Genomic DNA, 21,597 nt, shown 5'->3' with positions numbered 1-21,597 from the left:
GGCACGTCCGCCCGCCACCAAGGCCGGGATTAATCCGGCAGCCGGAGGCGCTCGACCGGGCGGCCACCGATGAGATGGTCTTGAAGGATGTCCTCGAGGTCTTCGCGATCCACGTAGGTGTACCAGATGGCTTCGGGATACACCACCATGACCGGACCTTCGGCGCACCGATCGAGACAGCCGGCGGTATTGATGCGCACCCCACCCGGACCCGTGAGAGACAATTCCTTGGTGCGTTGTTTCAGGAAGTCGCGCATGGCGGTCGCGTCGCACTGCTGACAGCTTTGACGGCCATCCTCGCGCTGGTTGGTGCACAGAAAGACGTGATAACGGTAGAACGACATCTCAATGACCTGAATTGACCCCAGGATTGTGGCCATGAGAGTACCATAATCATTGGCAACGCCGCGCTCCGCAGCCCACCCTCACCGTTCGGATCCCCCCGCACTTGAAGACCCCAACCGACCAACTCCAGAACCCGCGCCAATCCGACGCCGCTCAGGGCGCGTCCGCACGCTGGCCCCAACCGCGGTCGCCTAGCCCGGTCTGCGCGCACCAACTCGCAACGCTCGCAGACCAATGCGTGAAGTGCGGCCTCTGTCTGCCACATTGCCCGACGTTTCGCCAGGCACGCGATGAAGCCGATTCACCGCGTGGCCGCATCGCACTCATTCAGGGTTGGGTCGAGGGTCAGCTGGCGATGACGCCAACCTTGGCCGCACACCTCGACGGCTGCCTCGGCTGTCTCAACTGCGAGCGGGCCTGCCCTTCGGAAGTCGACTTCGCAGGCTTGATCGACGGCGCCAAGGCCATGTGCACGACGGCCATGCCAGCGTCTCGGCGCCACATCACGCGCTTACTGCTCGGCATGCTCTCCAGCGCGCGCGGCATGGCCATACTGAGCCGCTTCGCGCGCCTTGCCGATTGGAGCGGAGTTGCCCGCCTCGCCGAACATCCAGTCTTCGCGCGGTTCCCATGGCTGGCCCCTTATCGGCGCCTGACGGGGGTCGTGGCGCGAACACGACCGGCACCGCGCGCGACACCACTGCATACGAGCCCCCCCCCTGCCGCCGAACTCTTTCTCGGCTGCACCGCAGAGGCCCTACAAGGATCCGCGGTTGCGGCGACCCTGCGCGTCGCCGCGCGACTCGGCGCACCGCTGCGAGTGGCCGCCCCCGCATCCTGCTGTGGCGCCATGCTCAGACACAACGGCTTTCCAGCGGCGGCGGATGCCACGCGCGCGCGCGCACTTGGCTCCCAAAACCCGCGTCAACTCGTGGGGTTGGCCAGCGCCTGCGTCGCCGAACTCCGTGAGGATCCCGCGGCGGCCAACCCCCTTGAACTCTGCGACTATCTCGATGGCCTGACGTGGCCCGAGACCGCGTCACTGCAGCGGATCGCCGCCCGCGTGCTCGTCCACGAGCCTTGCTCACATCGCAACCGCCTCGGTGGCAATGGCGCCGTGCATCGTCTCCTAGCACGCATCCCTGGGCTCGATCTCCAGCGCTTGCCTCCTGGCGATGGCTGCTGCGGAGCGGCCGGGACCTACCTGCTGCAACAGCCCCGCATGGCCGAGGCATTGCTGGACCGGCTCCTGGAGCCCATCCGCGCACGGCCACCAGAGGTGATCGTCACGACCAATCCCGGCTGCGCCCTCCATCTTGCGGCTGGGGTTCGCGATGCGGGCCTTGCGGTCGAGATCTTACATCCGGTGGAACTCATCGACCGAGCACTGGCGGGGCCCCGCTCGGCGCCTTGACACCAACGGATCATGCCTGGGCATTCCCCTGGCACGTGCCAACCGGTCCGAGCGTATCCCCCCTCGCTGGCTCGGTCCGAGCGGCGCCGTGGCTGCGGTATGATGGCCCAATGGCGGCTGGGAATCGCACTGACAGACGGTTGGTGATGCCCGCACGATCCGGCGAAAATTGCACCCACCGGCCCCACCTTCGTCCCGAACCGAGTCCATACACGCGGATCAGGTGAGATTCACGAACCGATCGCACAGCGCTGGAGGCATCATGAGCACCCGTCGTTTCACACCCATTGATCATCTGCTAATCAATGTCGATCATGCCCTGCGGACCCTATTCGGGCGCCCCCAGACGACCGAGCGCCCCAACCCGGCGACCGAGCTTGATGAAGCTGAGTTGACAGAGGAACAACGTCGCCACGTAGCGCGACTGATGCGCATTAACCACACGGGGGAGGTCTGTGCGCAGGCGCTCTACCAGGGCCAGGCCCTCACCGCCAAACTGCCCGATACCCGCCAGCGGATGGAACGCTCGGCGCGAGAGGAAAACGATCATCTCGCCTGGTGTGCCAGCCGTCTCGAGGATCTCGGTGATCGCAAGAGTCTCCTCAATCCTCTGTGGTATGCCGGTTCCTTTGCCATGGGGGCGGCCGCCGGACTCGCCGGCGACAAGTGGAGCCTTGGGTTCGTCGTGGAGACCGAGCGTCAAGTCGAGAACCATCTCGATGAGCATCTCGAGCAGATCCCCAGCGCGGATCAGAAAACCCGCACGATCCTCGAACAGATGAAGGCGGACGAGGTGCACCATGCGCAGATCGCGCATGCCGCGGGAGGCGCCGAACTCCCGGCACCGATCCGCTCGGCGATGCGCCTGACCTCAAAGGTGATGACGAGGACGGTCTACTGGGTTTAAGGTGAATCGTGGCCATCGCTCAATCAGCGGTGGTCAGTGACATCGCGCACGCGACCACCTCACCACCAAGAGTCATGGTTGCGGCGGTTCGCCCTCAGCAGCCCATGAACTCCAGGTTGCGACCGAGGTTACGACCATAGAAGATCTCGGACAATTCGCGGCGCAGCAGCTTCTGGATGCGTTTGTGCTCGCGCTCCGAGAGATCATCGGCTTTGATACAGAAGAGATAGTCATCAAGCCTGAAATGTTTGATGACCATCTTGGTGTGGAAGAGATTCTCCTGGTAGACGTTCACGTCGACCATCTGGTAGCGATTCTTGGTATCACGCGACAGATAATTTTGGATCGAACTGATGTTGTGGTCGATGAAATGCTTGCGCCCACCGACATCGCGCGTGAACCCGCGCACTCGGTAGTCCATGATCACCACATCCGACTCGAGCGCGTGAATGAGATAGTTGAGCGCGCGCAGCGGCGAGATCCGCCCGCAGGTCGACACATCAATGTCCGCGCGAAAGGTGCTGATACCAGTCTGGGGGTTGCTCTCCGGATACGTATGCACGGTGATGTGGCTCTTATCCAGATGCGCGACCACCGCCTCGGGTAACGGGCCGGGGGATGCCGTGTTCGAGAGCTGCCCCGCCGCGATCGGCTCCTCCGAAATCAGCATGGTGACCGAGGCGCCTTGGGGGTCGTAATCCTGATGCGCGACATTCAGGATCGTCGCCCCGATGATCTCAGCGACATCGGTCAGGATCGCGGTTAAGCGTTCGGCGTTGTAGGCTTCGTCGATGTACTGAATGTAGGCCTCGCGCTGCTCATCCGAATCCGCATAGCAAACGTCGTAGATGTTGAAACTGAGCGTCTTGGTGAGGTTGTTGAACCCCTCCAAACGTAACTTTCTCAAAGTCGTGGGCATCGGCGAAAACTCTCCTGAACAGCCGACCGGACCGCGCACGCTACCCTCGGGTCTCGATGGACGCAAGGGGCGCGGCGGCCTCGCGAATCTCAAAGTCGTGGGAGATGGCCGCCATGGCGCCCAGCATGATCGAGGCGGAGCAGTATTTTTCCGCACTCAGCGTAATCGCCCGCTCGACGCGCCGCGGGTCCAGCCCATGACCGGTGACGATGAAGTGCACGTGAATGCGGGTGAAGACCTTCGGATCGGTCGCGGCACGCTCCGCCGTCAGCTCGACCTCACAATCCGAGACCGGCTGCCGGGCCTTGCGCAAGATCAATAGCACATCAAATTGTGTGCAGCCACCCAAGCCCATGAGCAACAGCTCCATCGGCCGCACCCCGATGTTGCGTCCACCCAACTCGGGCGGCCCATCCATGACAACCGCATGACCCGAGCCGGATTCGGCTAGCATGGCGGTCCCTTCGATCCATTTCACTCGTGCCTTCATCACCACTCCTCTCTGAACCGACCGCGACTCACTCTTGACTCTTGACTCGGGACGCTCAACGGGGCTCGGCGTGTCCCCGAATCACCCGGCACGCTCACCTCATGACAACCCGGAACTCAGTCGACGCGTTCGACAAGCCGCCAGCGGACGCCTAGAATCCGAGGCCCATGCGCGAGTGAGATTGAGGTCACATCAGATCAGGTCATGACGATTCTCAAGCCACCTCTAAACGACCCATCCTGGCTGGAGCCACTGCTACGTCATTGTCACATCAAGAGCTACGAGAAAAACGTCGATTTCATTCGTCAAGGCGAAGCCGCCGATACGCTCTATTATCTCATCGAAGGGTCCGTTGCGGCCATGCTCGACGACCCCGAGGAGCGCCGTGACCTCTTGCTCGCCTATTTGCATAAGGGTGAGTTCATTGGTGAGATGGGTCTCTTCGTCCCACAAAAGACACGCAGCGTTGTCGTCAGAACCCGCACCAAATGCCGCGTTGCCGAAATCACCTACCAGCGCTTAGATCGCCTCCTCGAAACGGACCTCAAGGATTACGCCAAGGACTTTCTCTACAGCATCGGGCTCCAGCTCTCGCAACGACTGCGTCAAACCAGCCGCAAGGTCGGACATCTCGCCTTTCTAGACGTCACCGGGCGGATCGCCCGGACGCTACTGGATCTGTGTCAGCAACCGGATGCCATCACGCACCCCGACGGGATGCAGATTCGCATCACCCGCCAGGAACTCGCGCGCAACGTGGGATGCTCGCGCGAAATGGCCGGCCGGGTGCTCAAGAGCCTGGAAGAACAGGGTCTGGTGAGTGCCAAAGGCAAGACGATCGTGGTGTTCGGGACGCGCTGAGCCAGATTCGGACGCGGCATCCACCGCGGCGACTCGCCCCCTCAGATACCGGTGGCGAACAAGCGCGCCAACGCCTGCCCCGGATCCGCCGCGCGCATCAAGGCTTCGCCAACCAAGAAGGCATGTACCCCATGCGCACGCATCAAGGCGACATCCGCGGGCGTTAGGATGCCACTCTCGGTCACCACCAGCCGATCGTTCGGAATCCGCTCGAGGAGACCGAGCGTCGTCTCCAGACTCACCTCAAAGGTGCGCAGGTTCCGATTGTTGATGCCGATCAGGCGTCCTGGCAGCACCAGCGCCCGCGCCAATTCCTCGGCATCATGAACCTCAACCAGCACATCCAATCCCAGCTCGTGCGCGAGCGCGGCGAGCGTCGCGAGTTGCTGGTCGCTCAGACAGGCCACAATCAGCAGGATGCAGTCCGCCCCGAGGACGCGTGCCTCATAGACCTGGTAGGGGTCGATGATGAAATCCTTGCGGATCACCGGCAGTGCACAGGCCTCGCGCGCGGCCACCAGGTCCGCATCGCGCCCCTGAAAGAAGTCCTGATCCGTCAGCACGGACAGACAAGCCGCCCCCTGCGCGGCATAGCTCGCGGCGATCTCAGCGGGGCGAACATCAGCCCGCAGCAGACCCTTACTTGGGCTTGCCCGCTTGATCTCGGCGATCACCGCAGCCTGACCGGCGCTCACCTTTGCCATCAACGCAGCGGCGAATCCACGTGGCGGGGGCGCCGACTCCAGCTCAGCCTGGAGTCGCGCAAGGGCAGTGTGCTCCTGGCGTTGCGCGACCTCCACGACCTTGCGCTGCATGATGGTCTTGAGGATATCAGGTGTCTCGGACACGATTTTTCACCCTTTCGTCACGCACCGCGGCGCGTCGTCAACGCCACGAGCTGCTCGAGACGGCGCGCCGCCTCACCACTTGCAAGCACCGCCGCAGCTTGCGCAAACCCATCGGCCAAGCTCTCGGCGCGTCCCGCGGCATAGATGGCGGCACCCGCGTTCAGTTGCACGATATCGCGTGCCGGCCCTGGTTTATTGGCGAGCACGCCCCGCATCACGGCGAGACTCTCAGCTGGATTCTGGACTTGGATCGTTGCCAACGCGGCGCGTTCGAAACCAAAATCCTCAGGGTGGATGGTGAAACGGTGGATGACGCCATCTTTCAGCTCCACCACGTCGGTGACATCGCCGAGGCTGATCTCGTCGAGCCCATCGCGAGCATGCACGACCAGGACGTGACGACTGCCGAGACGTTGCAGCACCAGCGCCAGCGGCTCCAGCAACTCGGCGCTGAAGACGCCGAGCACCTGATTCACCACCCCAGCCGGATTGGTCAGGGGTCCGAGCACATTGAAGATGGTGCGCACGCCAAGTTCCTTGCGCGGACCAATGGCGTGCTTCATCGCACTGTGGTGGCTCGGCGCGAACATGAAACCCACGCCGACTTCGCGCACACAACGTTCGACCTCCGCCGGGGTGAGATCCAGGCGCACGCCGGCGGCCTCCAGGACATCGGCGGCACCCGAGCGGCTCGAAACGGATCGATTGCCATGCTTAGCCACCCGGCAGCCGGCGGCTGCCGCGACGAACATACTGGTGGTCGAGATATTGAACGTCCCCGAGGCATCGCCCCCGGTTCCCACGATATCAACGGTATGTTCGAGCCCATCGATGTTCACGCCCGCGGCCAGCGCACGCATCACGTCGGCCGCGGCCGCGATCTCGGGAACCGATTCACCTTTCATGCGCAAGGCGATCAGGAACCCCGCGATCTGCGCCGAGGTAGCGCCCCCCGTCATGATGGTGCGCATCACACGGGTCATCTCCTCGCCCGTCAGATCTTGTCGCTCCAGACAGCGACCGATCGCCTCATTCAACTCCATTCCTTCGCCCCCGCTTGACTCAAATGATGTTGGTGTTCGACACCATCCCGGACCGGGAGCGCGCGCACCAGGCCCACTCAGGTTTCGAGAAAATGACGCAACAGATCATGCCCGTGCCGGGTCAAGATCGACTCCGGGTGGAATTGCACGCCTTCGACCGACAGGGTGCGATGACGCACGCCCATGATCGCCTCACGCTCACCACTGTCAGTCGTGGTCCAAGCCGTGACCTCCAAACACTCCGGAAGGGTCTCGGGCTCGATCACCAGCGAATGATAGCGTGTTGCCTCGAACGGATTGTTCAGACCACGAAAGACTCCGATGTTCCGGTGATGGATCGGCGAGGTCTTCCCGTGCATCACGCTGGGCGCCTTGATGATCCGCCCACCGAAGGCCTGGCCGATCGCCTGATGCCCCAGACAGACCCCCAGGATCGGGACCCGCCCGGCCATCGCCTTGATCAAGGGCACCGAGATCCCGGCCTCATTCGGCGTACAGGGGCCAGGTGAGATCACGATACGTTCGGGCGCGAGTGCGATGACCTCGTCGAGCCCGAGTTCATCGTTGCGCACCACCCGCACCGGCGCACCCAACTCACCTAGATACTGCACCAGGTTGTAGGTGAAGGAATCGTAATTGTCGATCATCAGCAGCATCGTTGCGATCACCCATGAGTCATCAGTGCATCATTGTGAACCGGTGGCGAGAGGCAAGTGGCGCAGCGCCCGTTCAGCGGGGGTTCCCGGCCGCCCGTGCCCGCGCATCGGCAACCAGCCCACGGCGCAAACCAGGCCGCGACCTCACACCGAGGAGGGGCTCGGCCCCACTCGAACACCGCCCAATCAGCGTACACGGATGGCGATCAGATGGCAGGGGCTTCGGGACACGAGGCGCGAGCGCAGCGCGCGCCGCCCCGCTCCTATTCATGTCGCAATCCTACCAGAGCGACGATCAGCTCACCTGGTTCTGACATCCTCGGGCCCTGATCCCGCTCGATGTTCGAGGAGACAGCACCGACAGTTCGGCGGCGATGGCGACATGCATCTTCTGCGGATAAGAGACCCTCCGCCATCGCCACCGTCCGCTTTCTCCCCACCATGACATCACGCTCGGTGAGCAACACGCGCGGAGTCAATCCACGCCCGGCAAGCCCAACACCGCCGTCGCGATCGCAAAATAGATCAGCACGCCCGTCCCATCCGCGATCGAGGTGATCAAGGGCGCGCTCGCGGTCGCGGGGTCGAGTTTGAGCCTGCTCAGTAGGAAGGGCAGCGACATCCCAATGACGCTCCCGACGATGACCACCAATTGCATTGAGAGGGCAACGACCAGCGCGATCTCGGGGCCGCCGCGCCAAAGACCGAGTCCTGAGACCGCCAGTGCCATGGTCGCACCCAACAGACCCGCGACGACCAGTTCGCGACCCAACATCCCAGCCCAATCCTTGATCACCACATCACCCGTGGCCAGTGCCCGCACCATCAAGGTTGCTGACTGCGAGCCCGCGTTGCCACCACTGTCGACCAACAACGGCAGGAAGAACACCAGCGCCACATAGGCGAGGATGGTGTCCTCAAAATAGGCAATACCGGCCCCGGAGAAGAGATTCCCGAAGACTAGCAGCACCAGCCAAAAGACCCGCTTGCGATACAGGAGTGTGATCGAGGCCTCCTTTAATCCTTTGCCGAGTTCACTGACCGCGCCCACTTTACGGAAGTCGATGTCGGTCTCGGCCTGCTCGATATCCATCGCATCGTCGTAGGTGACAATCCCGACCATCATGTCACCACCATTGATCACTGGCAGGGCCAGCAGATCGTATTTCGCGATCAAACGCACGGCATCCTCGCGCGGCGCGTTCGCCGGTACCGAGACCGGATCCGGGGTCATGAGATCACCGACCCGGGCATGCGGCGCGGCAACGATCAATTCACGCAGCGACACGGTCCCCATCAACCGCCGAGACGCATCGATCACGTAGGACTGGTAGATCGTCTCGGTGTCGGGGGCGATGCGCCGCAATTCCTCGATCGCCTCGCGCGCCGTGAGATCGGGCGGCAAGGTGGCATAGTCCGAGGTCATGACCGCGCCGACGGTCTTCTCCGGATAGGAGGCCAGGCGTCGAATGTCCTCACGCTCGACTTGCGCCAACGCCGGCAGCGCGGCATCGCGTTGCGGCTCGGGGAGTTGATTGTAGAGATCGGCACGCTCATCGGCATGCATGTGCAGGAGCAGCTCGGCCAGACGGGTCCGATCGAACTGCGCGGTCAAGGCACCCTGCTGCTTTGCGGACAGATAGCCGAAGACCTGCGCGCGCACCGCCGGCGACGCCATGCCGAGCAGTCGACATTGGTCTGCCGTGGTGAGTTTGGCGAGTGCCGCGGCGAGATCGGCTGGATGCGAATGTCGCTCAACAATAGCGAACTCCGTTGCATCGTTGCTGGCCAGGATGGCCTTCAGCGCGAAGACGATTTCCATGTAATCCATGCTGTCACCTCGACTGGCGTGCGCGGCGCACAACGCACCAGCGGCTGCGCGCGCCAGCCGATGACTCGACCAAACGCGCACCGAGCCGATGCACCGATTAGCACGGCGACCGCGCACGCACAATAGGGTTAGAGTCCGCGGCGAGCTGCATGCAACGGGCACGCAGTGCCGGGTCCGAGTCTTGAGGTGGCACGGGGATCAGCGACTGATCAACCCATGCTCGCAGTCTGGCGGGAGGGTCAGTCGAGGGTCGATCCGGGTGCCACGCGTCTAGGTCCTGGGTCCATGTAGCCTCCTCGTCGCCGCTGGCGACAGTGCGTCAAGCTCGCGGAGCAATGCGGGGCGGGCGTGAGTCAACACCCTTAAGTCCTGCTCGCAAACCCCGTGTCGTGTGCTAGAGCATCCGCTCACTTGGGGGCACGGTCTCCCAGTGGAGTCGGCGAATCCCCCGCAGTTCGCTCGCACGATGGACGAACTGCGCCAAGTGACGGCGCTGGGATGCATCGCAGACCACCCGAATCGACAGGCGTGACAACCCGGTGGTGGCCTCCGTGCGCAGGGACACCCGCTCAGGCGTGAGACGGTTTTCGCCCGTGCTCGCCCACAGCATGGCGAGTGCTCTCTGTGCGATCGCACGCGAGTCACTGGTAATGAACAGCCGATAGGGCTGACCTGACGAGCACGTGGCGCCGATGGAGCGGGCGGCGTGTGCAGCCGGCTCGCACGCCCGGGTTGGGCCTACGTCGCTCATGGTGGAGGCCACGTCATGGTGTGCGCCTGATGGGGTCGTTGGAGCGAACCAGCTCCGCCAGCGGCCCCATTTCGTGTTGATCGCGGGGGTGCGGGGGCGAGGCGTTGCCGCAATCTCGAGTGTCATGACCGTCTCCTCTTCACTGCGCGATAGCATCGCTGAGGGAGTCACGGCGAGACTGGATTCACGATATCCGGCGCGCTCGGATCGCTGATGGTCTCGCTTGGATGGCTCCAAGCGATCGCGAGCTGATGCGGATGTCGAATCGAGACAGGTTGGTCTCAGGGAAGCCGATCTGGTGCGGATCGGCTCGAGACCGCGCCCGGGCGGGACGCGGCGGAACGGAACGCGGCGAGCCCCTCAGGCGATGGTGTCGGCGAATGACCGACATCTGTCACTTGAATCAGTACTCACACGACTCTCCGTGGTTGAACAAGCGCCCATTTTCAGGCGGCTGAACAGGCCTTGTCAACCCTGCCCACGCCCTGGCGTTGTCTGGAACATCAGGCCCGTTCGATCCCGGCCTCCGCCAAGGCCACCGCACGAAACACGGCACGCCCCTTGTTCATGGTCTCCTTCCACTCCAGGTCCGGCACGGAATCGGCGACGACGCCGGCACCAGCCTGGATATGGAGTAGACCGTCCTTGATCACAGCGGTGCGAATCGCGATCGCGGTATCCATATTCCCGTTCCAGGAGAGATAGCCCACCGCGCCGGAGTAGATCCCCCGCTTCACCGGCTCGAGTTCGTCGATGATCTCCATCGCGCGGATCTTGGGTGCGCCTGAAACCGTGCCAGCCGGGAAGGTCGCGCGCAGGACATCGATGGCATTCAGGCCCTCACGCAGTTCGCCGACGACGTTGGAGACGATGTGCATGACATGCGAATAGCGCTCGACGATCATCTTGTCAGTCACCCGCACACTGCCGATCTCGGCCACGCGTCCCGCATCATTGCGCCCCAGGTCGATCAGCATCAAATGCTCGGCCAACTCCTTGGGATCGCCCAGCAAATCGGCCTCCAGCGCGCGATCCTCAGCCTCGGTCTCACCGCGGCGGCGGGTGCCCGCGATGGGCCGCACCGTCACCACGCCATCCTCGAGTCGCGTCAGGATCTCAGGCGATGAGCCCACGATCTGGAAGTCACCCAGATCGAGGAAATACATGTAAGGGGATGGATTGAGACCGCGCAGCGCGCGATAGAGATCGAGTGGCGGCGCTTGGAAGGGAATGGAGAGACGTTGCGAGATGACCACCTGCATGCAGTCGCCGGCGAGGACATAGTCCTTGATGCGCGCGACCGCCTGCTTGAAGGCCCCCTCGGTGAATCCCGAGTTGAAATCGGTCTCGCTAACCCTGGTGCCCGGACCCGGCCGACGACGAGGCGCGGCATGATGCATCCGCTCGCAGAGGTCATCGATGCGGGCCTCACCCGCTTGCAGGGTATCGCCCGCCTGTGGATCCAGATGCAGGATGATGTACATCCGCCCACGCAAATTGTCGAAGACGATCACCTCGTCCGAGACCATGAGCAAGATATCCGGCGTACCCAACTGATCTGGATTCGGGCAGCGCGCGAGACGCGGCTCGATGTACCGAATGGTGTCGTAGCCGAAATAACCGACGAGCCCGCCGGTAAAACGGGGTAGACAGTCCAGATCAGCGACCACGAAGCGGTTTTGGAAGCCCTCGATCCAAGCCAATGGATCCGGTGTCTCGACCGCTTCGATCACGACCCCGTCACGCTCGACCTGAACGCCATGGCCTTGCACCCGCAAGAGGGTCCGGCACGGGAGGCCAATGATGGAGTAACGCCCCCATTTCTCACCACCTTGCACCGACTCCAGCAGGTAGGAGTAAGGCCCCTCCGCCAACTTGAGATAGACACTGAGCGGGGTCTCGAGGTCGGCAAGGACCTCGCGGAGGATCGGAATTCGGTTATGGCCCTGATCGGCTAGGGCTCGAAAGGCAGCAGGTGTCATGCACAGTCTCCGGACCAGTGACGAGGTGCGGTTGGGAGTTGCTCGCACCCGTGCCATCGCCTCGCGCAGCGGGATCGCTTCAGAACGGCCATGATGTCGCGCCTAAGCGGCCAATAATCCCTTGAGTTCGCTCATCGAATCGATCACCGCGTCCGGCTCGGCCGCGCGAATATCCTGGCCGTGATTGTATCCATAACTCATGCAGATGATGCCGAAGCCGGCTGAACGCGCGGCCTTCACGTCACTCACCGAGTCACCGATCATGAGCGCATGGGCGGGATCCACCCCAAAGAAAGCGGCCGCGTGCAATAGCGGCATGGGGTCGGGTTTCTTCAGGGGTAAGGTATCACCACTGACCACCAGGCTGAACTGGTCGCGGATCCCCAGATCACGCAGCAAGGGTTCGGTGAATCGGGCGGCCTTGTTGGTGACACAACCCAAGGGATAGCCGGCGCCGGTCATGAAGGCGAGACCCTCGCGGACCCCCGGGTAGAGGAGCGAGCGCTGAGAGACGTTCTGTGCATAGAGCTCCAGGAAGATCGGGAGCGCCACCGCAACCTCCGCCTCATCCGGCTCACCATCGAGTCGACCCAAGAGCGCGCGACGCACCAAGCGCTCCACACCGTTACCCACCCAGTTGCGCACCGCGGCCTCGCCGCGAGGTGGACGCCCGAGCCGTTCCATCATGACGTCGACACAGTAGGTGAGATCCGGCACGCTGTCGACCAGGGTGCCATCCACATCGATCAGGATCATCTTCGGCTGCAACATGCCACCGCAACTCCTGGCTCAAACCCATGTCCATCCGGCCGGGCGTGTCGCTTTGCGCACCTCGCCCTGCGTCCGGGTGCGCTCTTGCATCACGCCCGCTCGCGGACTGCCGTGCCGCACACCCGGCCGGCGTCATGACCGCACCGCGACCGCGCGGTCCCTCAGCGCGCCAACTCTTGGCGCATCTCCTGGATGATGCTGTCGTAACGGTGTGGATCGCTGTCGCGGCCCTTGCCAAAGATGCCCGAACCCGACACGAAGGTATCGGCTCCCGCGGCCTTGATGGCGCCGATGTTGTCAGCCTTCACCCCGCCGTCGACCTCGAGCCGGATCTCCAGACCTGAGGCATCGATCAGTTTGCGCGCCTGCCGCAGCTTCTCCATGGTTTCCGGAATGAAGCTCTGACCGCCAAAACCGGGATTCACCGACATCAACAGGACCATGTCAACCTTGTCCATCACATAGTCCAAGTAACTCAGTGAGGTTGCTGGGTTGAACACCAGACCAGCCTTGCAGCCTTCGTTACGGATCAACTGTAATGTGCGATCAATATGCTCGCTGGCCTCGGGATGGAAGGTGATGTAGGTCGCGCCCGCGGCAGCGAAATCCGGGATGATCCGATCGACCGGCTTGACCATCAGGTGCACGTCGATCGGCGCGGTGACGCCATGCTTGCGCAGCGCTTCGCAGACCAGGGGGCCGATGGTGAGGTTCGGGACATAGTGATTGTCCATGACATCGAAATGGACGATGTCGGCCCCAGCGGCCAGGACATGGTCGACCTCTTCGCCAAGACGGGCAAAGTCAGCCGAGAGGATGGACGGTGCGATCAAATCAGGCGCCATGATGATGGTCCTCTGAGATCCCTGGACGCAGAGCGAACGGCCCTCGACCCGGATCGATTGTCGGATACGGTGGTGCTGCACTCTAACCGAAGCGGTGCGGATTTTCACGGGTCAACGCAATCCACGAACGTCGCTTGGGCCAACAGGGGGACGGGGCCTCGCTTGGAGGCCATGAAGGCGATCCGGCAGGCCACGGTTGGCGTTGGTGTCGCGGTGACTGCTCGACGCGAGGCCGGGATGTCGACGACGCGAAGCGAGCGAAGAATGCGCCCGGAGCCACGCCCGGGCGCGTCATCCTAGGCCGCGCGTGCCTCCGAGATGGTCTCGTAGGCCTTGCGAATCTCTTGGGTCTTCTGCGACGCCATGCGCAGGGCTTCCTCGGGAAGGCCACGCGCCACCAACTTATCCGGGTGATGTTGGCTCATGAGTCGACGGTAGGCCTTCTTGACCTCGGCATCACTCGCCTTTGGCTCGACCCCCAAGGTCGCGTAGGCACTCGCAAGCGGTGGTTTTTTCGGGGTAGGCGCCGACGCGCGCTGGCCGGCCGCGCCGCGGATCCGCTGTTGCAACAGCAGCAGGTTCTCGAGTTGGCGGTAGGCGAAAGTCGAGACATTCAGACCACGGCGGATCGACTCTAGGAGACGCACCTGCTGTGGCGAGGGTGGGCCATCGACGTAGGCGGTGAGCAACTGGACCTCGATGAACAAATGCGTAAGGGTCGGCTGCCCTTGACTGACCTTGCGCAGCGCGGCGATCGCCCCGGCAAGGTCGAAATCGGGTGACTTCCCCTGATTGAAGAGGTCGATCGCGGCACGACGCTGGACGGGGTCGAGTGACATCCGATCCATGACCGTCTTCGCCAAGCTAATCTCGGCCTCGCTCACACGCCCGTCAGCCTTTGCCACGTGCCCCATGACGGCGAAGATCGTCTCAAAAAAACGCGTTTGGATGCGCGCCCGCTGCCCACTGGTCATAGCGGGTCGCAAGGCACCGAGCCAACCGCGATCGACACCCTGTCCCAACGCAGCGCCAAAGACTGCTCCGACCGGCCCGCCCACGACCAGACCGATGGTGCCGCCGACGGCCGTACCCAGCCACCGCATATTCGTAAACTCCCTTATTTTCCTTTCAGATATTGCTCATCGCTGAACGAATACACCCATTGCGGCTTGAACGCGACCAGGATCGCCAGGATCCAGCCGTTCAAGAAGGCTTCAGGCATGAACATTAAAGGGAAGAAGGGTAGCACCGTTTCGCGCAAGTCGGCGTAACTGTAAGCGCCGCTCACCACCAGGAGCGAGGTTGCGAGGTAGCCGCTCAACACCCCAACGACCCCGGCGGTCAGAAAACCATTCACGAGCACATACACGAAGAACTGCTTGGGCAGATACCAGCGGATGAGGATGAGAAAGCACTGGGTCAAGGTCGCCGGAACCACGCCCGCGAGGATGGCATTGAGCGCGAAGCCCTCCCAACCGACCCCCGCATTGAGCGTGACGCCCAGCAACACCAGCGATGCGCCGATCACTGCCAATGACCAGCCAAACATGAGGGTGATTGCGGTGACCCCAAGCAGGTGGAAGGACAAACCAGATTGGACCTGCACATCCATGTGCCACAGTATCAGCAAGGCCACGACCGCACCGAGAAACACATTCAACTGTTCAAGGTCACGCAGTTTCCGCCACGGCGCCAACCGACCGGCCAGCGCCAAGGTGAGGACATAGAGCAGGGTCGCCACCCAAATGAGGGGCATTGGAAAGAGCGTACCGTCAATCGTCATGGCGAGCCCCTGATCTCTGTCACGGTCAACACGACCGCATGTTTTGAAGGTGAGGCAGGATCACGACCGGATCAACCGTGCTCCACGGTTAGACGCGTGGGGCGTTCAGCAGGCCACCGCCACGCGCTTGACCACTCACCGGCCCGCCACCCCGACCGGAGTCACGGACCAGGCGATCCGCTCGGCTCGTTTGGGCAGGGCCGTTTGCGTCGAGTCCGACGCGGATCCGCCCGCCGTCCTGACCTGGATCAGGATCCACCACTTGCCGAGAGCCGCCCTGCTGAAGGGCCAGGGTTGACGCACTAGCGCGCCCAATTGAAGGGTCGCGCCCGCGCCACCAAGCACCTATACTGAGACCTCATGTCTTTCCGCGATCCTGACGGTTAATCCTGATTGGCTCCGCGTGATGCGGGGTGTCGCAGGCCCTCCACCGCAAGGGACTCAGCCTCATCGCGGCCCCCTGCTCCCCTATGGCGCGCGAGAACGGATTCCATCGCCCCGTCGGGGATGCTGGTGACAGAACTCCCGCCTGGACGCACAATCGATCTCATCGCCCGCCAGACGTTTGCGGGCCACCGACAGGAGTTGAGACTCACCGATGTTCGCTGCTCCGACTGCATGCTATCGATCCGCCGCCGTGCCGACTGGCGTTCTGCTCACGCTGCTCCTAATGATCAGCGTCGCCCCGGTGGAAGCCGCGGATCCGCCTCCGCTCACTCACCGCTTCAAGCCGATCGATGAGCCGATCCCGGCACCGCCGTTGCGCCTGCCCGCTGTCGATGGAGTCGTTTACGATTTAGCGGAACTCCAGGGCCGGGTGGTGCTGGTCAACTTCTGGGCGACTTGGTGTCCACCGTGCCGCCAGGAAATGCCCTCAATGGAACGACTCCATCGCCAGTTGGAGTCGCGTGGGCTGACCATCCTCGCGGTGGATGTCGGGGAGGATGCCGACACGGTTGTCGCGTTCACCAATCAATTGGAGCCCGCACCAACCTTTCCACTCCTCCTCGATCCGGACTCCAGGGCAACCCAGGAGTGGCGTGTCAAGGGTCTCCCAACGAGCTTCGTCGTCGACACCGAGGGCAAATTGGTGATGCGCGCGGAGGGGGGCACCGAGTTCGATGAGCCCGAACTGATCGAGCGATTGCGGACGTACCTACCAACGCCCTGAACCAGCATCATGGTACACCCAGAGTTGGAACGCGAAACGACGGCACCTCAGGTGCGGATCATCGCCGACATCGTTCCAACGCTTCAGGGTCTCTCCTCCCTCCTTGACCGCTTCGGTCTGACCTTGGAGATCGGTGACACTACTGGTCCCATCCCGGGATCCTACTGGGGCGATGTCGAGGCCGGGTTGATTGGTGATCGTCTCCATGCGAGCGCCCTGACGCCCCTGCATTCGGTCCTCCACGAGGCGTGCCATTGGATCTGTCTCGACGCGCCCCGTCGCTGCCATCTTCACACGGATGCGGGTGGTGACGATGCGGAGGAGAATGCCGTCTGCTATCTACAGGTCCTACTCGCGGATTGGGTGCCAGGCTTAGGACGCACGCGATTGTTCGCGGATATGGACGCTTGGGGCTATCATTTTCGTCTTGGTTCGGCGCGGGCGTGGTTCGAGGACGATGCCGAGGATGCGCGCGCGTGGCTCGTTCGACATGGCATCATCATGCCGAATGGTCATCCCACTTGGCACGTTCGCGATGATCCGCGTGCGCTCGTTACGAAAACCGTTGCGGGGGTTCAACCCTGAAGGAGGTGAACGGCATGCATCTCACACGACTCACCCTGACGGCCCTGCTCATGCTCTCGTGCGTCCCCGCGGGGGCCTGGGACCCCAACGCACCGCCACCAGGCATGGTCTCACCGCCACCACATTGGGGCGGCCTCAGGTCCCCGCCTCCTGGCTGGCCGCCAACCGGTCACGTCGGACCCGGCTGGAACCATCCGGGCGGGCAGGTCCCAGGCGCGCCGATGCGCTCACCATGGCTCATCCCTCCTGCCCCTGAGACGCCCCCAGAATGGGTCGCGCCGGGCTTCGGCAACCCTGCCCCGAATACCTTCTATGGCGATCCCTCCCGCGGCCATCGTGCCCTTTCGATCGCACGGCGGGTACAGCCCGATGCCTATCTCGTCGAGATCCGGCTCCGAAACATCGACCCGGGCGTGGTGCGGATCGAGCCCTGGGGACATGCGCTGAGAATCGGCTACCAGCTCCAGGCGCAAGCCGGCCGCGGCAATGGCTATCCCAACGCCTTCAGCAGCAGCTCGGCGAGTCAAACACTGCGTTTCCCAGCCGATGCCCACCTCGCGTCCATGTCGCGCGAGATCACGGCTGATCGGATCAACCTGCGCATTCCACGTATCAACTAGATGGGAGAGTCCACCCCGATGCCCTTCGCAACCGCCCAGGATGCAGAGGATGCCTTCTACGACGCACTGGAGGCAGGCGACGCGGCCACCATGGCGCACGTGTGGGCTGATTCAGCGGAGATCGCTTGCGTGTTGCCCATGACCCCGCTGGTCACGGGCACGGACGTCCTGCGGCTCTGGCAATCCATCTTCGAACAAGCCGGCGGTTTCGACATTCAGGTCCGACACCTGCTCTGGATCGAGACCGATGAGATGGCCGCGCATCTCATCGAGGAGCGCACGCAAGACAGCGCGCCCGGGCAGACGGCACCGCCCATCTATGGTCTGAACCTCTTCCGCAAGGACCCTGATGGATGGCGCCTGATTTTGCACCAAAACTCACCATCCCCGCCGCCGCTGCCTGGTCCCACCGGATGAGTCGAGATGCGACCCGGGGCGCGCGCGTGCGCATCGCAACGCTTGGTTGTCGACTCAACGAAGCCGAGGCCGAGGAGTGGGCACGACAATTTCGTGATCAGGGGTGTCAAATCGTTGACACAAATGAGGACGCCGATCTGATCGTGATCAATAGCTGTGCGGTGACACACACCGCCGTGCGCAAATCCCGACAGCTCTTGCGGCGTAGCCAACGCGCCGATCCAGCAGCGCGCGTGGCGCTCAGCGGTTGTGTGGCCACACTCGGCGACCCGAGCATCGAATCAGCCGGCGCGGTCGATCTGGTCGTGGTGAATGACGACAAAGAGCGGCTCGTCGAACTCGCGCTGCAGACACTGAACCGCTCACCGGAAAGGATCCGAGACCGGCCCGACCCGCTCGAGACCCCGAACGATGCCGGGCTGCTGCTCGCGCGCGGTCGTCAGCGCGCCTTCATCAAGGTTCAGGATGGCTGCCGCTACCAGTGTACCTTCTGCATCACCACGCAGGCACGCGGCGAGGAACGCAGCCGCGCGCCCGAACAGATCCTGGAGCAGATCGAACGACTCGTCGCACAGGGCATCACCGAAGTGGTGCTCACCGGGGTCCAGCTTGGTGGCTATGGCGGTGAGCGCGGGCCGGATCTCGTCGAACTCATCACCCTCATCCTGCGTGAGACGGACGTCAGCCGGCTCCGTCTTGGTTCGCTCGAGCCTTGGGACCTCCAGGATGCCTTCTGGCGACTGTTCGAGGATCCTCGCCTCCTGCCGCATCTGCATCTGCCACTCCAGAGTGGGTCCGATGCCGTCTTGCGACGCATGGCCAGGCGATGCAAGACCCAGGACTTCGCGCGTCTCGTCGCGCAAGCCCGGACCCTGGTGCCCGCCCTGAACATCACCACCGACATCATCGTCGGCTTCCCTGGAGAAACGCATCAAGATTGGCAGCAGACTCTAAGCTTCGCGCAAGCCATGCAATTCGGCGACATCCATGCCTTCGGCTTCTCCCCAAGACCCGGTACCCGTGCCGCCGAGTTGTCACACCGCGTCGATCCCGCCACGCAAGCAGCGCGTCTCACCGAACTGCGCGCCCTCGCCCAATCCATGCGACATGAGCGACTCCGCCGCCGTGTCGGCCAGCGCACCCGGGTGCTCTGCGAAGGCCATTCCGGGACGTCTCAGCCGGACTGGCTGCTGGGTTACAGCGACGACTATCTGCCTGTGCGGATCGCAACAGCCGGGAGCCGGATCCAGGTGAATCAGATCCTCGAGGTCCAACTCAGCGGTCTGACCGGCGATGGCCAATCATTGGTCGGCGAGCCGATCGAGGACGCCGCGACCGCGCACCGCGCACGGCCTTGCCCCCCAGCCCACAGCGAGCCACACCCGCCCTCAAGGCGTCGTTGAGATCGGTGCTCCGTGCATCCGCGGTCCTCTGATCGGTCACGGCGTCTTGCTGCCGGGCGCGCTGATCGTCAGCAGACGCTGTCGCTCGCTGCGGAACCGATCCAGTTTGCAGACCGCTCTGGTGGCCAGTCGGCTGCGACATCGGCTCCGCACACCGCGGGCGAGAGGAGCTCGAGCGCCACCTCCGCGCCCCACAGGCGCGCCATCACCGGCGCGATCCGATCGGGCTGGCCGCTCGTCCAAAAACGCGTGCGACCGGGACGTCCCGGCGGCGCGACCAGTCCCTGTTCCGCCAGACGCCGCCGCACCTGGCGCGCGACTGCGGCACCCGAGTCCAGCAGTTGGATCTCTGGCCCGACGAGATCACGAATCGTTGCACTCAGATGCGGGTAGTGCGTACAGCCCAACACCAGCGTATCGGCACCGCGATACAACAGGGGTTCGAGATAGCTGAGCAAGAGCGCACGGGTGTGCTTGCCATCGAGATCACCCGCCTCGACGCGCTCGACCAATCCAGGACAGGCTTGCGGGAGAATCATCACGCTTGTGTCGAGCCGCTCGCGTAACTGTGCAAAGGTCTCGCTCATGAGCGTTCGACGCGTCGCCAGGACGCCGACGACACCGCTGCGCGTGCGCGCCACCGCCGGTTTGACCGCCGGCTCCATCGCAATCACGGGAACCTTGAAGCGACTGCGTAAGACCCGCGCCGCCACGCCCGTCGCGGTGTTACAGGCCACCACGATCGCCTTCGCCCCCTGCGTAAGCAGGAAGGAACTGATGGCCACCGAGCGCCCTTCGATCATCGCGAGTGCTTGATCACCATAGGGCGCGTACGCCGAATCGGCGACATAGAGCAGGTCTTCATCCGGCAAGGCGCGGCGAATCTCGGCCAACACGGACAGGCCACCCACTCCCGAATCGAAGACGCCGATGGGGTGACGCGCGGTCGTCGTCACAGCGTCCATCGGGCGATCCCGTGCGCGAGTCGGCCTGCCCATCGTGGCCGTGTCGGACTTATCCCGTCCGCGCCCGAACTAGGAGTGAGGAAGAGGGACGCCGCCCACCGAGCGTCCCGCGTCATCGCTTCACCAGAGGTGACACATGCCCGCGCATGACCGGCCCTCCGCCTCAGAGATCGAACGTGGCCCATACCGGACAATGGTCGGAGGGTTTCTCCATGCTCCGGGTCTCGTAGTCGATTTCGACCTCCAACAGGCGCTCGCGCAGTGGCGCGGACACGAGCAGATGATCGATCCTGAGCCCATGCTTGGGTTCACGCTCGAACCCGCGGGAACGGTAATCGAACCAACTGAATCGATCGCTGACGTCTGGGTGGACCAAGCGATAGGCATCCCAGAGCCCCCAGTCCATCAGGCCGCGCAGCCATTCACGCTCCTCCGGCAGGAAACTGCATTTCCCGGTCCGCAGCCAACGTTTCGCATTCTCGGGACCGATTCCGATATCCAGATCGAGTGGCGCAACATTCATATCACCCAGGACCACGAGGTTCTGATCGGGCGAGCAGCACTCCCGAAGATAGGCCGCAAGATCGGCGTAGAACTGGCGTTTGTTCGGAAACTTCGTCGGGTGATTGCGACTTTCACCTTGCGGAAAATAGCCATTGATCACGGTGATTTCGCCACCGTTCGGCAGTGCGTAGCGGCCGGTGATGGCACGTCGTTGCGCATCGATCGCATCACCCGGAAACCCCTTCTCGATCGCTAGCGGTTCGTGCCGACTCAGCAGTGCGACGCCATAGTGGGACTTCTGCCCGTGAAAGTGCGGCATGAAGCCCAGCTCGCGCACCTGTTCCGCCGGGAAGGATTCATCAGCCACCTTGCACTCTTGCAGACCAACCACATCGGGATCGTGGATGGACCGAATGGCCTCCAGCTGGTGTGGTCGTGCGCGGATTCCATTGATATTGAACGAGATGATTTTAAACACTCTGATCC

At 63.2% G+C, this 21,597-nt stretch carries 23 protein-coding genes; 8 read left to right on the top strand and 15 right to left on the bottom strand.

The features are described 5' to 3' along the window. Window positions 1–29 precede the first annotated feature (29 nt). Window positions 30–344 (bottom strand): (2Fe-2S) ferredoxin domain-containing protein, encoded by a 315-nt coding sequence (locus tag CKO25_RS02105; protein WP_200386346.1) that lies wholly within the window; start codon window positions 342–344, stop codon window positions 30–32. Between the two features lie 104 nt (window positions 345–448). Between CKO25_RS02105 and CKO25_RS02100 the strand changes: the two genes are divergently transcribed. Together CKO25_RS02100 and coq7 are read left to right on the top strand one after the other, a co-directional pair. Continuing rightward, complete coding sequence (locus CKO25_RS02100) at window positions 449–1,759, top strand: (Fe-S)-binding protein (RefSeq protein WP_200386223.1); 1,311 nt, start codon at window positions 449–451, stop codon at window positions 1,757–1,759. 262 nt (window positions 1,760–2,021) lie between these two features. Continuing rightward, window positions 2,022–2,666, top strand: a complete 645-nt coding sequence (coq7, locus tag CKO25_RS02095) for a 2-polyprenyl-3-methyl-6-methoxy-1,4-benzoquinone monooxygenase (RefSeq protein WP_200386222.1) — start codon at window positions 2,022–2,024, stop codon at window positions 2,664–2,666. Between the two features lie 94 nt (window positions 2,667–2,760). Here coq7 and speD read toward each other — a convergent pair whose 3' ends face one another. Beyond that, window positions 2,761–3,585, bottom strand: coding sequence for an adenosylmethionine decarboxylase (gene speD, locus CKO25_RS02090; RefSeq protein ID WP_200386221.1), 825 nt, complete (start codon window positions 3,583–3,585; stop codon window positions 2,761–2,763). A 40-nt stretch (window positions 3,586–3,625) separates the two neighbouring features. Continuing rightward, on the bottom strand, window positions 3,626–4,075 hold the full coding sequence (locus tag CKO25_RS02085; RefSeq protein WP_200386220.1) for an OsmC family protein: 450 nt from the start codon (window positions 4,073–4,075) through the stop codon (window positions 3,626–3,628). Between the two features lie 204 nt (window positions 4,076–4,279). Between CKO25_RS02085 and crp the strand changes: the two genes are divergently transcribed. Further along, window positions 4,280–4,936, top strand: coding sequence for a cAMP-activated global transcriptional regulator CRP (gene crp, locus CKO25_RS02080; RefSeq protein ID WP_200386218.1), 657 nt, complete (start codon window positions 4,280–4,282; stop codon window positions 4,934–4,936). Window positions 4,937–4,977: 41 nt separating this feature from the next. Here crp and trpC read toward each other — a convergent pair whose 3' ends face one another. The 10 genes from trpC to CKO25_RS02030 form a co-directional block, all read right to left on the bottom strand. Next, the gene (gene trpC, locus CKO25_RS02075) at window positions 4,978–5,784 is read right to left on the bottom strand and encodes an indole-3-glycerol phosphate synthase TrpC (protein ID WP_200386217.1); all 807 of its coding nucleotides are present in this window, start codon (window positions 5,782–5,784) and stop codon (window positions 4,978–4,980) included. 17 nt (window positions 5,785–5,801) lie between these two features. Beyond that, window positions 5,802–6,827: an anthranilate phosphoribosyltransferase gene (trpD, locus tag CKO25_RS02070; protein ID WP_200386216.1), complete on the bottom strand. Its 1,026-nt coding sequence runs from the start codon at window positions 6,825–6,827 to the stop codon at window positions 5,802–5,804. A 77-nt stretch (window positions 6,828–6,904) separates the two neighbouring features. Continuing rightward, window positions 6,905–7,483 (bottom strand): anthranilate synthase component II, encoded by a 579-nt coding sequence (locus CKO25_RS02065; protein WP_200386215.1) that lies wholly within the window; start codon window positions 7,481–7,483, stop codon window positions 6,905–6,907. Between the two features lie 475 nt (window positions 7,484–7,958). Next, window positions 7,959–9,314 (bottom strand): magnesium transporter, encoded by a 1,356-nt coding sequence (gene mgtE / locus CKO25_RS02060; protein ID WP_200386214.1) that lies wholly within the window; start codon window positions 9,312–9,314, stop codon window positions 7,959–7,961. 394 nt (window positions 9,315–9,708) lie between these two features. Next, entirely contained in the window at window positions 9,709–10,191 is a 483-nt protein-coding gene (locus CKO25_RS02055) for a hypothetical protein (RefSeq protein ID WP_200386213.1), read from the bottom strand. A gap of 377 nt (window positions 10,192–10,568) precedes the next feature. Beyond that, window positions 10,569–12,047: an anthranilate synthase component I gene (trpE, locus tag CKO25_RS02050; protein WP_200386212.1), complete on the bottom strand. Its 1,479-nt coding sequence runs from the start codon at window positions 12,045–12,047 to the stop codon at window positions 10,569–10,571. A 102-nt stretch (window positions 12,048–12,149) separates the two neighbouring features. After that, complete coding sequence (locus tag CKO25_RS02045) at window positions 12,150–12,818, bottom strand: phosphoglycolate phosphatase (RefSeq protein WP_200386211.1); 669 nt, start codon at window positions 12,816–12,818, stop codon at window positions 12,150–12,152. A gap of 161 nt (window positions 12,819–12,979) precedes the next feature. Next, window positions 12,980–13,666 carry a ribulose-phosphate 3-epimerase gene (gene rpe, locus CKO25_RS02040; RefSeq protein ID WP_200386345.1) on the bottom strand — a complete coding sequence of 229 codons (687 nt, stop codon included), beginning with the start codon at window positions 13,664–13,666 and terminating at the stop codon, window positions 12,980–12,982. Between the two features lie 293 nt (window positions 13,667–13,959). After that, window positions 13,960–14,766, bottom strand: a complete 807-nt coding sequence (gene djlA / locus CKO25_RS02035; RefSeq protein ID WP_200386210.1) for a co-chaperone DjlA — start codon at window positions 14,764–14,766, stop codon at window positions 13,960–13,962. A gap of 14 nt (window positions 14,767–14,780) precedes the next feature. Beyond that, window positions 14,781–15,446, bottom strand: coding sequence for an energy-coupling factor ABC transporter permease (locus CKO25_RS02030; RefSeq protein WP_200386209.1), 666 nt, complete (start codon window positions 15,444–15,446; stop codon window positions 14,781–14,783). Window positions 15,447–16,083: 637 nt separating this feature from the next. Here CKO25_RS02030 and CKO25_RS02025 point away from each other — a divergent pair. From CKO25_RS02025 to mtaB, 5 genes are read left to right on the top strand one after another with little or no spacing between them, the layout of a single operon-like run. Then, a complete protein-coding gene (locus CKO25_RS02025) occupies window positions 16,084–16,617 on the top strand; it encodes a TlpA family protein disulfide reductase (protein WP_338115046.1) in 534 nt (177 codons plus the stop codon). 9 nt (window positions 16,618–16,626) lie between these two features. Continuing rightward, a complete protein-coding gene (locus CKO25_RS02020) occupies window positions 16,627–17,202 on the top strand; it encodes a hypothetical protein (RefSeq protein WP_242467276.1) in 576 nt (191 codons plus the stop codon). Between the two features lie 14 nt (window positions 17,203–17,216). Beyond that, the gene (locus tag CKO25_RS02015; protein ID WP_200386207.1) at window positions 17,217–17,822 is read left to right on the top strand and encodes a hypothetical protein; all 606 of its coding nucleotides are present in this window, start codon (window positions 17,217–17,219) and stop codon (window positions 17,820–17,822) included. Between the two features lie 18 nt (window positions 17,823–17,840). Then, on the top strand, window positions 17,841–18,239 hold the full coding sequence (locus CKO25_RS02010; protein ID WP_200386206.1) for a YybH family protein: 399 nt from the start codon (window positions 17,841–17,843) through the stop codon (window positions 18,237–18,239). Next, the gene (gene mtaB / locus CKO25_RS02005) at window positions 18,236–19,642 is read left to right on the top strand and encodes a tRNA (N(6)-L-threonylcarbamoyladenosine(37)-C(2))-methylthiotransferase MtaB (protein ID WP_200386205.1); all 1,407 of its coding nucleotides are present in this window, start codon (window positions 18,236–18,238) and stop codon (window positions 19,640–19,642) included. The genes CKO25_RS02010 and mtaB overlap by 4 nt, the downstream gene beginning before the upstream one ends. A 68-nt stretch (window positions 19,643–19,710) precedes the next feature. Here the strand turns inward: mtaB and murI are convergent, their stop codons facing one another. Together murI and xthA are read right to left on the bottom strand one after the other, a co-directional pair. Beyond that, complete coding sequence (gene murI, locus CKO25_RS02000) at window positions 19,711–20,607, bottom strand: glutamate racemase (protein WP_200386204.1); 897 nt, start codon at window positions 20,605–20,607, stop codon at window positions 19,711–19,713. A 163-nt stretch (window positions 20,608–20,770) separates the two neighbouring features. Further along, entirely contained in the window at window positions 20,771–21,589 is an 819-nt protein-coding gene (gene xthA / locus CKO25_RS01995) for an exodeoxyribonuclease III (protein WP_200386203.1), read from the bottom strand. Window positions 21,590–21,597: the final 8 nt, after the last annotated feature.

Source organism: Thiocapsa imhoffii, from assembly GCF_016583985.1.
Lineage (GTDB): Bacteria > Pseudomonadota > Gammaproteobacteria > Chromatiales > Chromatiaceae > Thiocapsa > Thiocapsa imhoffii.
Note: the sequence above shows the minus strand (reverse complement) of the source record. Positions and strands in the feature narration are given on the sequence as shown.

Bases quoted from the DNA above. Each gene is read 5' to 3' on its own strand.
- CKO25_RS02105 (WP_200386346.1), bottom strand. From the start codon at position 344: ATGTCGTTCTACCGTTATCACGTCTTTCTGTGCACCAACCAGCGCGAG.
- coq7 (WP_200386222.1), top strand. From the start codon at position 2,022: ATGAGCACCCGTCGTTTCACACCCATTGATCATCTGCTAATCAATGTC.
- speD (WP_200386221.1), bottom strand. From the start codon at position 3,585: ATGCCCACGACTTTGAGAAAGTTACGTTTGGAGGGGTTCAACAACCTC.
- CKO25_RS02085 (WP_200386220.1), bottom strand. From the start codon at position 4,075: ATGAAGGCACGAGTGAAATGGATCGAAGGGACCGCCATGCTAGCCGAA.
- crp (WP_200386218.1), top strand. From the start codon at position 4,280: ATGACGATTCTCAAGCCACCTCTAAACGACCCATCCTGGCTGGAGCCA.
- trpD (WP_200386216.1), bottom strand. From the start codon at position 6,827: ATGGAGTTGAATGAGGCGATCGGTCGCTGTCTGGAGCGACAAGATCTG.
- CKO25_RS02065 (WP_200386215.1), bottom strand. From the start codon at position 7,483: ATGCTGCTGATGATCGACAATTACGATTCCTTCACCTACAACCTGGTG.
- mgtE (WP_200386214.1), bottom strand. From the start codon at position 9,314: ATGGATTACATGGAAATCGTCTTCGCGCTGAAGGCCATCCTGGCCAGC.
- CKO25_RS02055 (WP_200386213.1), bottom strand. From the start codon at position 10,191: ATGACACTCGAGATTGCGGCAACGCCTCGCCCCCGCACCCCCGCGATC.
- trpE (WP_200386212.1), bottom strand. From the start codon at position 12,047: ATGACACCTGCTGCCTTTCGAGCCCTAGCCGATCAGGGCCATAACCGA.
- CKO25_RS02045 (WP_200386211.1), bottom strand. From the start codon at position 12,818: ATGTTGCAGCCGAAGATGATCCTGATCGATGTGGATGGCACCCTGGTC.
- djlA (WP_200386210.1), bottom strand. From the start codon at position 14,766: ATGCGGTGGCTGGGTACGGCCGTCGGCGGCACCATCGGTCTGGTCGTG.
- CKO25_RS02030 (WP_200386209.1), bottom strand. From the start codon at position 15,446: ATGACGATTGACGGTACGCTCTTTCCAATGCCCCTCATTTGGGTGGCG.
- CKO25_RS02020 (WP_242467276.1), top strand. From the start codon at position 16,627: ATGGTACACCCAGAGTTGGAACGCGAAACGACGGCACCTCAGGTGCGG.
- CKO25_RS02015 (WP_200386207.1), top strand. From the start codon at position 17,217: ATGCATCTCACACGACTCACCCTGACGGCCCTGCTCATGCTCTCGTGC.
- CKO25_RS02010 (WP_200386206.1), top strand. From the start codon at position 17,841: ATGCCCTTCGCAACCGCCCAGGATGCAGAGGATGCCTTCTACGACGCA.
- mtaB (WP_200386205.1), top strand. From the start codon at position 18,236: ATGAGTCGAGATGCGACCCGGGGCGCGCGCGTGCGCATCGCAACGCTT.
- murI (WP_200386204.1), bottom strand. From the start codon at position 20,607: ATGGACGCTGTGACGACGACCGCGCGTCACCCCATCGGCGTCTTCGAT.